At 67.7% G+C, this 12,724-nt stretch carries 12 protein-coding genes; 8 read left to right on the top strand and 4 right to left on the bottom strand.

What is annotated here, in order from left to right:
• Positions 1 to 6: 6 nt before the first annotated feature.
• Both I6N89_RS15615 and I6N89_RS15610 read right to left on the bottom strand, forming a co-directional pair.
• Positions 7 to 2,031 (bottom strand): sigma-54-dependent Fis family transcriptional regulator, encoded by a 2,025-nt coding sequence (locus tag I6N89_RS15615; RefSeq protein WP_207019350.1) that lies wholly within the window; start codon positions 2,029 to 2,031, stop codon positions 7 to 9.
• Between the two features lie 73 nt (positions 2,032 to 2,104).
• Positions 2,105 to 2,581: a hypothetical protein gene (locus tag I6N89_RS15610; RefSeq protein WP_207019349.1), complete on the bottom strand. Its 477-nt coding sequence runs from the start codon at positions 2,579 to 2,581 to the stop codon at positions 2,105 to 2,107.
• 249 nt (positions 2,582 to 2,830) lie between these two features.
• Here I6N89_RS15610 and I6N89_RS15605 point away from each other — a divergent pair, with 249 nt between their 5' ends.
• The gene (locus I6N89_RS15605; protein ID WP_207019348.1) at positions 2,831 to 3,763 is read left to right on the top strand and encodes a LysR substrate-binding domain-containing protein; all 933 of its coding nucleotides are present in this window, start codon (positions 2,831 to 2,833) and stop codon (positions 3,761 to 3,763) included.
• Positions 3,764 to 3,825: 62 nt separating this feature from the next.
• Positions 3,826 to 4,119 carry a ribbon-helix-helix domain-containing protein gene (locus I6N89_RS15600; protein ID WP_207019347.1) on the top strand — a complete coding sequence of 98 codons (294 nt, stop codon included), beginning with the start codon at positions 3,826 to 3,828 and terminating at the stop codon, positions 4,117 to 4,119.
• 6 nt (positions 4,120 to 4,125) lie between these two features.
• Here I6N89_RS15600 and I6N89_RS15595 read toward each other — a convergent pair whose 3' ends face one another.
• The gene (locus I6N89_RS15595) at positions 4,126 to 5,598 is read right to left on the bottom strand and encodes an ABC transporter substrate-binding protein (protein ID WP_207019346.1); all 1,473 of its coding nucleotides are present in this window, start codon (positions 5,596 to 5,598) and stop codon (positions 4,126 to 4,128) included.
• A 148-nt stretch (positions 5,599 to 5,746) separates the two neighbouring features.
• Here I6N89_RS15595 and panB point away from each other — a divergent pair, with 148 nt between their 5' ends.
• The 3 genes from panB to I6N89_RS15580 all read left to right on the top strand — a co-directional run bounded on the left by panB (position 5,747) and on the right by I6N89_RS15580 (position 7,961).
• A complete protein-coding gene (gene panB, locus I6N89_RS15590; protein ID WP_207019345.1) occupies positions 5,747 to 6,580 on the top strand; it encodes a 3-methyl-2-oxobutanoate hydroxymethyltransferase in 834 nt (277 codons plus the stop codon).
• Positions 6,577 to 7,419 (top strand): pantoate--beta-alanine ligase, encoded by an 843-nt coding sequence (panC, locus tag I6N89_RS15585; RefSeq protein WP_207019344.1) that lies wholly within the window; start codon positions 6,577 to 6,579, stop codon positions 7,417 to 7,419. The genes panB and panC overlap by 4 nt, the downstream gene beginning before the upstream one ends.
• Before the next feature lie 71 nt (positions 7,420 to 7,490).
• A complete protein-coding gene (locus I6N89_RS15580; protein WP_207019343.1) occupies positions 7,491 to 7,961 on the top strand; it encodes a c-type cytochrome in 471 nt (156 codons plus the stop codon).
• Positions 7,962 to 7,974: 13 nt separating this feature from the next.
• Here the strand turns inward: I6N89_RS15580 and I6N89_RS15575 are convergent, their stop codons facing one another.
• Positions 7,975 to 8,925 (bottom strand): DUF2125 domain-containing protein, encoded by a 951-nt coding sequence (locus I6N89_RS15575; protein ID WP_207019342.1) that lies wholly within the window; start codon positions 8,923 to 8,925, stop codon positions 7,975 to 7,977.
• 68 nt (positions 8,926 to 8,993) lie between these two features.
• Here I6N89_RS15575 and I6N89_RS15570 point away from each other — a divergent pair, with 68 nt between their 5' ends.
• Genes I6N89_RS15570 through I6N89_RS15560 form a run of 3 tightly spaced genes read left to right on the top strand, consistent with a single transcriptional unit; the run spans position 8,994 to position 12,673 of the window.
• Positions 8,994 to 9,536: a gamma-glutamylcyclotransferase gene (locus I6N89_RS15570; protein ID WP_207019341.1), complete on the top strand. Its 543-nt coding sequence runs from the start codon at positions 8,994 to 8,996 to the stop codon at positions 9,534 to 9,536.
• 53 nt (positions 9,537 to 9,589) lie between these two features.
• Entirely contained in the window at positions 9,590 to 10,807 is a 1,218-nt protein-coding gene (locus I6N89_RS15565; RefSeq protein WP_207019340.1) for a biopolymer transporter ExbB, read from the top strand.
• 3 nt (positions 10,808 to 10,810) lie between these two features.
• Positions 10,811 to 12,673 carry a peptidoglycan -binding protein gene (locus tag I6N89_RS15560; protein ID WP_207019339.1) on the top strand — a complete coding sequence of 621 codons (1,863 nt, stop codon included), beginning with the start codon at positions 10,811 to 10,813 and terminating at the stop codon, positions 12,671 to 12,673.
• The last annotated feature ends 51 nt before the right edge of the window (positions 12,674 to 12,724 follow it).

Raw genomic sequence — 12,724 nt, 5'->3', positions numbered from 1 at the left:
CGGGGATCAGTCGCGCGGGATGCCGTATTGCTTGATCTTGCGGTAGAGCGTCGGGCGCGAGATCCCGAGCCGCGCGGCGACGCGGGTGAGATTGCCCTTTTCGGAGGACATAGCGCGGCGGATGGCCATGGCCTCGACATTCTCCAGATTGACCGCGCTGTCGCCGCTGTCGAAACCCGAGACCGAAAAGCCCAGCCCGTCCGGCGTTTCCAGGATCTCGCCCGGCAGGTTCGTCAGCCCGACCTCGCCGGTGGTCTTCAGCAGGTGCAGCCGTTCCACCAGATTGCGCAGCTCGCGCACATTTCCCGGCCAGCGATAGCGTTGCAGCCGGTCGAGCACCCGCGGCGAGAAGCGCAGCGGCGCGTTGTCGAAGCGCTGTCCGAAGGCGAGGTTGAAATGTTCCAGCAGCGCCAGCACATCGGTGCCGCGCTCGCGCAGGGGCGGCACCTCGATGGCGACGATGCCGATGCGATAGAACAGATCGCGGCGGAAGCGACCGGTCTCCACATCGTCGCGCAGGTTGCGGTTGGTCATCGCAACGAGCTGCACATTGACCGGACGTCTGGCGCTGTCGCCGATCCGGTAGACCGCCCTCTGCTCCAGCGCGCGCAGCAGATAGGGCTGCAATTCCAGCGGCATGTCGCCGATCTCGTCGAGGCAGAGCACGCCGCCATCGGCCTGTTCGAACTTGCCCGCCTTGCCGCCGCGCAGCGCGCCGGTAAAAGCGCCCTCCACATGGCCGAAGAGCTCGGCGCCGATCAGCTCCTTGGAGATCGCGGCGCAGTTCACCGTCACATAGGCGGCATCCTTGCGTGTCAGGCGGCTGTGAACCAGCCGCGCGAAAAGCTCCTTGCCGGTGCCGGTCTCGCCCTGGATCAGCACCGTGACCCCGGCGGCGGCGGCGCGCTCGGCAAGCTCGATGGATTCCAGCATCTTGGGCGCGTTGCCGACGATGACGATCTCGTCCTCCTGCACGTTCGGCCTTGGGGTGATGCGCACCGTCTCCTCCTGCCGGACGCGCGGGCTGGGGCTGGGCTTGAGGAACAGCGCCGCGCCGCGCAGCCGGCCCTCGTATTCCAGCCGCTCGATCCCGTCCGCCTCGATTTCCGGCGGCAGCGCGGCGGCGATATCGCCGTCGCTCATGCTGGCGCTCAGCGTCAGAAGCTGCTTGCCCACCGCCAGCTCCGGGCGGGGCAGGTGCAGCCGCGCGTCGAGCCCGCGCCGGTAGAGAATGCGCCCGACCTTGTCGAGCAGCAGCACGCCGTTGCCCGGACGGCTGACATCCGAATTCAGAAACGCCTCGAGCAGCACCGTGCGCTCCTCGCGCTGCTGCTCGGCGAGCGCGATCTCGATCTCGCGCGCGGCGGCGACCACCAGCGCGATATTGTGGCGGCGAAAGATCGCGGGCGGGCCGGAGAGATCCACCACCCCGATCACCGACCGGTCGAACGGATCGAAGATCGGCACGCCGGCGCAGGTCCAGCTCTGCACGCCCTGGCAGAAATGCTCGGCGGCGTGCACATAGGTCGGCTTGCCGGTCTTGAGCGCGGTGCCGATGCCGTTGGTGCCGATGGCGTCCTCGTTCCAGATCCCGCCGATTTCGAGATGGATTTCCTGCCCCTCGTCGAGCACCGAGTGATCGCCGATGGCGTCGATGATCACCCCCTCCTTGTCGGTCAGGATCAGGATTGCATTGGCCTCGGCCAGATGCGGGGCGAGCCGGGCAAAGGCGGCCCGCGCCGCGCGGCGCAGGCAGGCGTTGCGGCGGCGCAGCCTGTGCAGATCGTCCTCGGCCTCGATCTTGCGCGAGTGCTGTTTCTTGGCATCGACGCCGAGATTCAGGCTGCGCTGCCAGGACTGCGCGATCTCGCTGCGCACCGGCGAGACTTCGGGATCGGCCAGCGCCTGACCGCTGACGATGTCTTCCCAGGCCTGCCGGGTCTGATCCTCGCGATACTCCGCAATGGCGGGATCGGGGGACGGTGAGCCCCCGGGTTTATGATGACGTTGGAAATAGCTTGTGCGGCCCATACGTAGCTCGGAATCCAAAACTTGCTCTGTCACGGATGTCATGGCGCCCGGGCCGGGCGGCCCGGAGGCCGTCTCAGCTCAGGCCGAGATGCTGCGCGATGCCAGCGGCAAGCTGTTTTTCGCCGAAATCGCGCGTGATCTGGGTGCCGTCGAGCTCGGCAAGCGCGCCGGAAACCTCTTCGGGCAGCGGCGAGAAGAAGCCGTTTTCGGCGGTGGCGAGCACGAAACGGGGGGCGGGAAAGCTGCCGCGAATCTCCCCCAGAAGGTGTAGCTGCCGGCCGCTGCGCTTGTCCGCCAGAACCACCCGATTGTTGAGGCTGACCTTCACATAGGGTTCCGGGTCGGAGGCATCGCGCGCGCCGCCCAGGTCGTGGATGATCAACCCTTTGGGCTGCGGCGGTTTTTGCGCCTTCTGTTGCTGCATGGCGGTATAGCCGCCGCCGCTGATCTGATCGGCGAGCTTTCGGATGACCTGCGAATTTTCAGCGATCATGCGCTTTGCGCGCACATCCTCTGAGCGCGGTCCGTCACGCTTCGAAAAAATGTCCAATTGTCTTCCTCCCTGCCTAAAAGATTACCAGACGACAAACCTTTTGCCTATGTCATTTTGCGTGTCAGCCGGGTTGCCGGAGGCGCTGCGGGCCTTGCTGCACTGCAAAATCGGATGTTTTGCAGAGCGCCGGAGCGGCGCGGCGACGCCCTGGGCGAGGGGGCGTGCGAGGGTATTGGGCGGGCCCTCTGGCAAAGCCGATCCATGCGGCCTATTTCGTGACTCACACCGCTCTGATAAGTTTCCCAAATGGCAAACCTCACCCTGAAACAGCTTCGTTATTTCGACGCGCTGGCGCTGCACAAGCATTTCGGCCGGGCCGCCTCGGCCTGCTCGATCACCCAGCCGGCGCTCTCGCTCCAGATCAAGGAGCTGGAGGCCGAGCTGGGTGTGACGCTCTTCGAGCGCGGCCCGCGGCAGGTGCGGCTGACCCATGTCGGCGAGGAATTCGCCCCCCGTGCGCGCGAGATCCTGCGCGCGCTCGACGAGCTGGGCGATCTCGCCCGCGCCTCCAAGGACCATTTCGTCGGGCGGCTGCGCATCGGTGTCATTCCCACCATCGCCCCCTATCTGCTGCCCTCGCTGATCCGGCGTCTGAGCGAGCTTTATCCCGGGCTCGACATCCATATGCGCGAGACGCTGACCAGCCGGCTGATCGCGGAGCTGTCCGAGGGCCGGCTGGATGCGGCCATCGTCGCGCTGCCGGTCTCGGAACCCTCGCTGACCGAGGTGGCGCTCTTCAACGAGGATTTCGTGCTGATCCGCCCGAGCGAGGATGCCGGCAGCCCGGTTCCCTCGCGCGAGAAACTGCGCGAGATGCGGCTGTTGTTGCTGGAGGAGGGGCACTGCTTCCGCGATCAGGCGCTTTCGTTCTGCAAGGTGCAGTCGGCGCTCCCGCGTGAGATGCTGGACGGCAGTTCGCTGTCGACGCTGGTGCAGATGGTGGCGGCGGGGATCGGGGTGACGCTGATCCCGGAAATGGCGGTTCCGGTCGAGACCCGCGCCACCGCCGTTTCCGTCTCGCGCTTTGTCGGCGCGCAGCCGGCGCGCACCGTGGGCATGGTCTGGCGCAACAGCTCGCCGCTGGCCGAGCGGCTGACCGAGATCGCCGGGGTGGTGCGCGAATGCGGGCTCATGATGGCCGCCGAGGCCGGGCGCCTGCCGAACCCGGCGCCGGCCTGATGGACAGGCGCCGGCTTTGTTCCTAAGCTGAGCGCCCGGTGGTGCAGAAGAGGGGCAGGCCCATGTGTCAGGTCTTTGCGGGGCAGGATCCGCAGCGCTACGCCTCGGAGACGCGGCGGCTGCGGCTGAACGGTCAGAGCACCAGCATCCGGCTGGAAAACGCCTTCTGGGCCATCCTCGACGAAATCGCCGCGCGCGAGGGCGTCAGCACGCCCGCCTTCCTGTCGACCCTGCATGCGGAGGTGCTGGAGCAGCGCGGCGAGCCGGAAAACTTCACCTCGCTGCTGCGCTGCGCCTGTCTTGCCTTTGTCGAGACGGTGCCCGCCCGGGCGCAGCGCCTTATGGTCGCGGAGTAGCGCGGGCTATTCGCTCCAGCGCACCGCGCTCAGATCGGTGGCCTGGGTCGGCTGGTTCTGCCACAGCCCTTCGAGCCGCGCATCCGCCACTGTGGGGTAGGCGAGCTGGAAGAGATAGCCGTTGACGTAATCCTCGGCGATCACGGTCTGCGCCTGTTTCAGCATCTCCGACCGCGCCGCCGGATCCGAGGTCGCCGCGAGCGTGGCCATCAGCTTCTGAAGCTCCGGGTTGTCATACTGGAAATAGTAGTCGGGCCGGGCATAGATGCCGATGTCGAGCGGTTCGGTATGGCTGACGATGGTCAGGCCGAAATCCTTGCCGCGAAAGACTTCTTCCAGCCACTGCGCCCATTCCAGATTGGTGATCTGCGTTTCGATGCCGATCTCGCGCAGCTGCGCCGCCACGATCTCGCCGCCGCGCCGGGCATAGGAGGGCGGCGGCAGTTTCAGCGTGGTGGTGAAGCCGTCCGGATAGCCGGCATCTGCGAGCAGCGTCCTGGCTTTTTCGGGATTATAGTCCGAGAGCCCGGTCAGATCGACGTAATCGGGATTGTGCGGCGCGAAATGCGTGCCGATCGGCGTGCCCTGGCCGAACATGGCGCCGTCGATGATCGCCTGCCGGTCGATGGCATGGGCGATGGCCTCGCGCACGGGCTTCTCCGCCAGCGGGCCGTTCTTGTTGTTCATGGCGAGGATGGTTTCGCCCTCGGTCGATCCCACCAGCACCTGAAAGCGCGGATCGGCCTCGAACATCGGCAGGTTCTCGGGCGCGGGGAAACCGGCGAAAGCGTCGATATCCTGCGCCATCATCGCCGCGAAGGCCGCCGTCGGGTCGGAGATGAAGCGGAAGGTGACATGTTCGAGCGCCGGCGCCTCGCCCCAGTACCCGGCATTGCGGCTGAGCTCGATCCGGTCGCCGCTCACCCAGCGGTCGAAGGCGAAGGGGCCGGTGCCCACGGGCTGCTGCGCGATGCCCTCGATGCTTTCGGGCGCCACGATCACCGCGTCGCCCCAGGCCATGTTGAAGAGGAAATTGCCATCGGGCTCGGCGAGCGTCACCTGTACGGTCAGCGGATCGGGCGCGGTGACCTCGGAAATACCGGCGAACAGGGCCTTTTGCGCGTTCAGGCTGTCCTCGGCGCGGGCGCGGTCGAGGCTGAACTTCACATCCTCCGCGTCCATCGTACTGCCGTCGTGAAAGGTCACACCCTCGTGCAGATGGAAGGTGTAGACGGTGCCGTCCTCGGAAATCTCCCAGCTTTCCGCCAGCCCGTGCACGATGGCACCGGTCTCGGTGAATTTCGTCAGCCCCTCGAAGACGTTGGAATAAAGCACGCTGTCGATGGCGCCGGCGGCGGCGGAGGTCGGATCGAGATGCGGCGGTTCGAGCTGGAGGGCGATGGTCAGGTCGCTCTGCTGGGCGAGCGCCGCCTGTGCGGAAAGGATCAGCGCGGCGAGAGCGGGGGCGAGACGGGGCATGGGGCACTCCATTCCGGGGGGCGGGCAATTGGCCCGGGGATTGCGGAAGTGTGCCCAATTTCCCGGACGGTTCAAGCCGATACGGGCTGGATTTGCAGGGGCCCGGCTGCTAGACCGCCCCAGCCTTGGTGCCCAGGAGGAGGATCCCATGAGCGCAACCGCGCGCAAGACCGCGCCGCTGCCGGACGACATTCGCGCCCGCAAGGGCGGCGAGCCGCTGGTCAGCCTGACCGCCTACACCACCCCCATGGCGCAGCTGATGGATGCGCATTGCGATTTCGTGCTGGTCGGCGATTCCGTCGGCATGGTGCTGCACGGGCTGGAATCGACCCTCGGCGTCACCATGGAGATGATGATCCTGCACGGCCAGGCGGTGAAACGCGGGCTGAGCCGGGCGATGATGGTGGTCGACATGCCCTTTGCCTCCTACGAGGAGAGCCCGGCGCAGGCCTATCGCAACGCCGCCCGGCTGATGGCCGAGACCGGCGCTGGGGCGGTGAAGCTCGAAGGCGGTGTCACCATGGCCGAGACGATTGCCTTTCTGGTGGCGCGCGGCGTGCCGGTGATGGCGCATATCGGGCTGACGCCGCAGTCGATCAACACGCTGGGCGGCTACAAGGTGCAGGGACGGGGCGCTGCCGCCGACCGTCTGCTCGCCGATGCGGAGGCGGTGGCCGAGGCCGGCGCCTTTGCGGTGGTGCTGGAAAAGGTGCCCGAGACGCTGGCCGACCGGGTGACCGGGGCGATCCCGATCCCCACCATCGGCATCGGCGCTTCGGCGGGTTGTGACGGCCAGATCCTCGTGGTCGACGACATGCTGGGGCTCTTTACCGCGTTCAAGCCGAAATTCGTCAAGCGCTACGCGACGCTGGGAGAGCAGGCCGAGGCGGCGATTGCCGATTACGCGACGGAGGTTCGCGAGCGGCGCTTTCCCGCGCCCGAACATGTCTTTGCCGATACCCTGCCGGAGCAAAAGAAATGACCGATATCCTGCGCCGGAAAGCGGCGCTGCGCGAGCGTGTGTCGGGCTGGAAACGCGCGGGCGAGGTGGTTGGCGTGGTGCCCACGATGGGCGCGCTGCATGCCGGGCATCTGAGCCTTGTCGAAGCCGCCAAAGCCGCCTGCGACCGGGTGATCGTGACGATCTTTGTCAATCCGCGCCAGTTCAACAGCGCCTCGGATCTGGAGAACTATCCCCGCACCGAAGAGCAGGACGCGGAAAAGCTCGCGCCCTTCGGCGTCGACGTGATCTATGTGCCCGATCCCGACCAGATCTATCCCGAGGGCTTTGCCACCACGGTCTCTGTCGCGGGGCTGACCGAGGGGCTTTGCGGCGCGCACCGTCCCGGGCATTTCGACGGCGTGACCACGGTGGTGTCAAAGCTCTTCCTCCAGACCGGGGCCGACCGGGCCTATTTCGGTGAGAAGGATTATCAGCAATTGCAGGTGGTCACCCGCATGGCCACCGATCTCGACATTCCCGTCGAGGTGATCGGCTGCCCCACCGTGCGCGAGGCGGACGGGCTGGCGCTCAGCTCGCGCAACCTGCTGCTGCCGCCCGAGGCGCGCGCGGCGGCGCCGGCGCTGAACCGCGCGATGCGGGGCATGGCCGACAAGCTCATGGCTGGCGCCGAGATCGCCACGCTGCGACCGCTCGCCAAGGCCGAGATCGTCGCGGCGGGGTTCGACGAGGTCGAATATCTGGAACTGCGCGCGGCGGAGGGGCTGGCGCCTCTGCCCAAGGCCGAGCGCCCGGCGCGGCTGCTGGCGGCGGCATGGATCGGCGGCGTGCGCCTCATCGACAATATCCCGGTGGGCTAGGCTCCTGACGCGAGCGTGAATTGATCGCGGGTCGCCGCGCGCGAATACTGCGCGTGGCAAGGAGGATGGCGATGAACAGGATCGGTGTGGCGTTCGGAACGGTTGTGCTGCTGGGCGGCGGCGGTTGGGCGCTTGCGCAGATGACGGCGGCGCCCGACCCGGGGCTTTTGCCCTATGAGGATGCGGCGCGGGTCGAAAACGGCGCGCGGCTCTATGCCGAGAATTGCGCCTCCTGCCACGGCGCGCAGCTCCAAGGCGAGCCGGACTGGAAAGAGCGCGACGCCGACGGCTACCTGCCCGCGCCGCCGCACGATCCGACCGGCCATACCTGGCATCACCCCGACGCGCAGCTTCTGGAAATCGTTACCCACGGCACCGAAGCGCTGGTCGGCGGTAGCTACAAATCCAATATGATCGGCTATGGCGATATCCTGAGCGAGGCCGAGATTCTCGACACGCTCGCCTATATCAAGAGCACATGGCCCGAAGAGGTCGTGACCCTGCATAACGAGATCAACGCCCGCACCGCTGTCTACGACTGACCCGCCGGCGGGCTCAGCGCAGCTTCGGCGCCGGGCCCAGCGGCAGGAAGCCCAGCCAGGTCTTGCCCTCGCGAAACTCGAAGGTCAGGTCGATCCGGTCGTCGCGCCCCGAAAGCCCGGACAGGAGGTCCGCCGCGCCCTCGATCAGCGTCAGGATTTCCGGCGGCACCCGACCGGCGGCGCGCTCTGCCGCGATGGCCTCGTCCATGTTCTCGACCCGCAGCGACAGCTCGCCGTCCAGCCGCCCGCTGCGGTCCACATCCGCGGCGCCGGCGGCGGAGAGGCGCAGCGCGTCCTTGCCGAGCTCGGCGCGGGCGATCTCGATGCGGGTCGGGCGCGCCTCGGTATAGTCTTCCAGCCGCAGCGGCGCCTCCAGCGTCACCGTGCTGTCGAGCCGCAGCCCGTCCTCGCTGCCGCCGGGCAGCGCCGCGCCGCCGGTGGCGATGCCCTCGGCATTGACCGCGATGCGATAACGGCTGTCGGACTCCTCCAGCCGCGAGATGGCGGCGGTGAGGCCGGAGAGCGCCAGCGGTGCCTCGCCCGAGACGTTCAGCACCTCGGCCTCGGCATTGGCGCGCAGCAGCTCGCCCCCGTCGCGCACGAGGCTCGCCCGGAGCCCCTGCGCGGTGATCTCGTAGGCATTGCCATCATGGCTTATGCGCTGGCTCTCGGGGAAGGCGACGATCACATGATCGCGGGAATAGACCACCTGCAAGACTTGCAGAAACGGCGCCTCCCAGACGGTGTTGCTGTCGGGATCGGCCAGCAGCAGGCCGGTGAAACTGGTGTCGAGCCGGTTGGGGAAACCCTGGATCGAAAGATCGTCGTAAGAGGCTTCCCAGCCCTCGGCGCGCCGGTCCTCGAACCAGGCCTTGATGGCCTGCCGCTGCGCCCAGGCCGACCAGCCCCAGTAGGCCGACCAGGCCAGCGCCGCAGCGATCACCAGAAGTGTCAGACGCTTCACCGGTAAGCCCCCCTTTAACGGTCTCTCCGGATGGTGTTTACAGCCCGGCAAAGGAAAGGACCAGAACCATGGCGCTATGGGTCTTCGGCTACGGCTCGCTCTTGTGGAATCCCGGCTTCGAGGTGGCGGAGCAGGCGCATGCCAGCCTGCCCGATTATCGCCGCAGCTTCTGCATGCGCTCGATCCACCACCGCGGCAGCGAAGAGGTTCCGGGCCTCGTGCTGGCGCTCGACGAACAGCCCGGCGCGCTTTGCGAGGGGCTGGCGCTGCGCGCCGCCGAGGGCACCGAAGAGGAGACGCTGGCCTATCTGCGCGAGCGCGAGCTGGTCTCGGCGGCCTATCTGGAGAAGGTGCTGCCCGTCGATCTGCGCGACGGGCGGCGGATCGAGGCGGTGACCTATGTGATCGACGCCAATCACGTCCAGTATTGCGGCGGGCTGCCGCTGGAGGAGCAGGCGGGGATCATCGCCACCGCCGTGGGCGGGCGCGGTCCGAACACCGAATATCTCTACAACACCGCCACGCATCTCGACGAATTGGGCATACCCGATGCGGAACTGCACTGGTTGCGGGATCGTGTGCGGCAACTTGTGGATAACCGCTTGGCTTGAAACACTTGCCGCAATAGGGTCGGGGCAACGTGAATAACCCGTCAGGGTCCATGATGGACAAGCCCGACCTCGAGGCAGAGCCGCATTTCAGTCAGCCCTTCCGCCAGATCGCCCTGATGCTGGTGGTACTCGGCCTGTGCGGCGCAGGCGGGTTTCTCGCCCTGCCGAGGGTGCTGCCGGTGTTTCAGGCAAACCCCTATCTCAACGGCTTCATCCTCTTTGTCTTCGTGCTGGGCGTGCTGGCCTGTTTCTGGCAGGTGGCGCAGCTCATCCAGTCGGTGCGCTGGATCGAGCAGTTCACCTCCGACCGCGATGCCGGCGCCCGGCCGCCACGCCTGCTGGCGCCGCTGGCCACCATGCTGCGCCGCCGTGACCGGCGCATGCAGATCACCACCACCTCGACCCGCTCGATCCTCGATTCCGTCGCCACGCGGATCGACGAGGCGCGCGAGATCACCCGCTATCTGGTCTCGCTGCTGATCTTTCTCGGCCTGCTCGGTACGTTCTACGGGCTGGCCACCACCGTGCCCGCGCTGGTCGACACGATCCGCAGCCTCGCCCCCGCCGAGGGCGAGAGCAACATGCAGACCTTTTCACGGCTGATGAGCGGGCTCGAAAGCCAGCTCGGCGGCATGGGCGTCGCCTTTGCTTCCTCGCTGCTGGGCCTCACCGGGTCGCTGATCGTCGGGCTGCTGGAGCTTTTCGCCGGCCACGGCCAGAACCGCTTTTACCGCGAGCTCGAGGAATGGCTCAGCTCGATCACCAAGCTGAGCTTTTCCGGCGATGGCGAGAGCGGTGGCGAAACCGGGCTGGTGGCGCAGGTGCTCGACCAGATGACCGACCAGATGGAGCGGCTGACGCTGATGTTCGCCCGCGCGCAGGAGGGCCAGAACGAGGTCGACGCGCGGCTGGGCCAGCTTGCGGATTCGGTCGAGCGCATGACCGAACGGCTGGAGGCCACGGCACCCTCGGCCAACTCGCTGGCACGCATCGCCGAAGGGCAGGAACGGCTGGCCGAGGTGCTGGCCGAGCGCGAGACCGCCGAGGGGCTCGACGCCGAAAGCCGCATGCGGCTGCGCTCGATCGACGTGCAGATGCTGCGGCTGCTGGAAGAGGTCTCTGCCGGACGGCAGGAAAGCATGGCCGAGCTGCGCACCGACCTGACCGCGCTGAACCGCACGCTGGGCAAGATCGCCAGCCAGCCGCAGCCGCAATCGGTGACCATCCGCCCGATGCGCCCGACCGGCGCCGGCGGCAAGGGCGAGACCTGATCCATGGCGCTGTCGCGGCGCACGGGGGCACGGTTCCAGGCCAATATCTGGCCCGGCTTCGTCGACGCGATGACCGGGCTGCTGCTGGTGCTGATGTTCGTGCTGACCATCTTCATGGTGATCCAGTCGGTGCTGCGCGACACGATCACCGGGCAGGAAAGCGAGCTGGGGCGGCTCTCCTCCGAGGTGGCGGAACTGGCGGAAAAGCTGGGCCTTCAGGAGCGCACCAACACGCGGCTGACCAACCGGCTGGGCGAGCTGGAAACCACGCTCAGCGATGCCGAGACGCGGCTTCTGGAGCAGCAGAGCATCATCGCCTCGCTCACCGCGACGCGCGACCGGCAGGCCGATGAACTGTCGGCGGCAGAGGCGCGCATCGCCTCTTTCGAGGATCAGGTCGCGGCGCTGCTGTCCGAGCGTGACGCGGCGCTGGGCGAGGTGGCGGAGCTGACCGCCACGCAGGAAGAGCTGGAAGCGGCGCGCGAGTCGCTGGTCTCGGAACGCGACGCGTTGAACCTGGCGCTGGCCTCGGCGCGGCAGGAGGTGGATGCGCAGGCAGAGACCGCCCGCCTCGCCGCCGCCCGGCGCGAGGCGCTGGAGGCGCTGGTCGCCGATCTGCGGGCGGAAGCTGCCGAGCAGGACAGCGCCATGGGCGGGCTTTCTGCGCAGGTGGACGAGCTGCAACAGGCGCTGAGCGCGGAAGAGGCGCAGCGGCTGGCCGAGGCCGAGGCGGCGGCGGCCCTGCGCAAGCGTCTGGAAAACGCCGATGCCGAGCTGACGGCGATAAGCATGGCGCTGGAAGAGCAGCGCCAGAAGGCCGAGGAGACGCTGACCCTGCTCGCCGCCGCGCGCGCGGCGGAGGAGGATCTCGACGCCCGGCTGGCCGCCGCGCTGCTGCGTCAGGACGAGACCGAGCAGGCGCTGGCGGCGGCGCGCGAAGAGGCGGGCGATGCCGAGGGCTTGCAGGCGCGGCTCGCGGCAGCGCTGGAGGCGCAGGGCGCGGCGGAAAGCTCCGCCGAAGATCTGCGCGAACGGCTGGCCGCCGCCGTCGCGGCACGCGCCGCCGCAGAAGCCGAGGCGGAGGCCAGTCTCTCGGATGCCGAGCAGCGCGCGGCGCTTCTGGCGCAGGCGCGTTCCGAGCTTGACGACACAGAACAGCGCGCCGGGGCGGCGGAACGCGAGACGGAGCTGCTCAACCAGCAGGTCGCTGCGCTGCGCAACCAGCTTGGCGACTTGCAGGCGCTGCTCGACGATGCCCGCGAGCGCGATGCCGAGGCGCAGGTGCAGCTGCAAAATCTCGGCTCCGAGCTGAACGCGGCACTGGCCCGGGTTGCCGCCGAGGAACGCCGCCGGCGCCAGCTCGAAGAAGCGGAGCGCAAGCGGCTGGAGGAACAGGCCAAGGACCTGGAGCGCTACCGCTCGGAATTCTTCGGCCGGCTGCGCGACGTGATCGGCGCGCAGGAGGGCATCCGGATCGAGGGCGACCGCTTTGTCTTCTCCTCCGAGGTGCTCTTTGCTCAGGGCGAGGCGGAGCTGTCCACGGCGGGCGAGCGCGAGATCGCCAAGATCGCCGGCATCCTGCGCCGGGTGATGGACGACATTCCCGAGGGTATCGACTGGGTGCTGCGGGTCGACGGCCATACCGACAATATCCCGCTGCGTCCTGGCGCGGCCTTTGCCGATAACTGGGAGCTGAGCCAGGCGCGGGCGCTCTCGGTGGTGCGCTATCTGGTGAACTTCCTCGGCATCCCGCCCGAGCGGCTCTCGGCCAACGGCTTCGGCCAGTACCAGCCGATCAACCCCGCCGACACACCCGAGGCGCGGGCGCAGAACCGCCGGATCGAGCTGAAACTCACCGAGCGCTGATCCGGCAGGGGAATCCCCCTACGATGCTTCGCAGGGCAGGATGCGGACAAC

This window comes from Salipiger abyssi, assembly GCF_017311415.1.
In the GTDB taxonomy this organism is placed as follows: domain Bacteria; phylum Pseudomonadota; class Alphaproteobacteria; order Rhodobacterales; family Rhodobacteraceae; genus Salipiger; species Salipiger abyssi_A.
This window is presented reverse-complemented; position numbering and strand designations above follow the sequence as displayed.

What these genes read in the sequence shown, in the direction of transcription:
- I6N89_RS15615 (WP_207019350.1), bottom strand. Translation starts at nt 2,031, where the DNA reads ATGGGCCGCACAAGCTATTTCCAACGTCATCATAAACCCGGGGGCTCA.
- I6N89_RS15605 (WP_207019348.1), top strand. Translation starts at nt 2,831, where the DNA reads ATGGCAAACCTCACCCTGAAACAGCTTCGTTATTTCGACGCGCTGGCG.
- I6N89_RS15600 (WP_207019347.1), top strand. Translation starts at nt 3,826, where the DNA reads ATGTGTCAGGTCTTTGCGGGGCAGGATCCGCAGCGCTACGCCTCGGAG.
- I6N89_RS15595 (WP_207019346.1), bottom strand. Translation starts at nt 5,598, where the DNA reads ATGCCCCGTCTCGCCCCCGCTCTCGCCGCGCTGATCCTTTCCGCACAG.
- panB (WP_207019345.1), top strand. Translation starts at nt 5,747, where the DNA reads ATGAGCGCAACCGCGCGCAAGACCGCGCCGCTGCCGGACGACATTCGC.
- panC (WP_207019344.1), top strand. Translation starts at nt 6,577, where the DNA reads ATGACCGATATCCTGCGCCGGAAAGCGGCGCTGCGCGAGCGTGTGTCG.
- I6N89_RS15580 (WP_207019343.1), top strand. Translation starts at nt 7,491, where the DNA reads ATGAACAGGATCGGTGTGGCGTTCGGAACGGTTGTGCTGCTGGGCGGC.
- I6N89_RS15570 (WP_207019341.1), top strand. Translation starts at nt 8,994, where the DNA reads ATGGCGCTATGGGTCTTCGGCTACGGCTCGCTCTTGTGGAATCCCGGC.
- I6N89_RS15565 (WP_207019340.1), top strand. Translation starts at nt 9,590, where the DNA reads ATGGACAAGCCCGACCTCGAGGCAGAGCCGCATTTCAGTCAGCCCTTC.
- I6N89_RS15560 (WP_207019339.1), top strand. Translation starts at nt 10,811, where the DNA reads ATGGCGCTGTCGCGGCGCACGGGGGCACGGTTCCAGGCCAATATCTGG.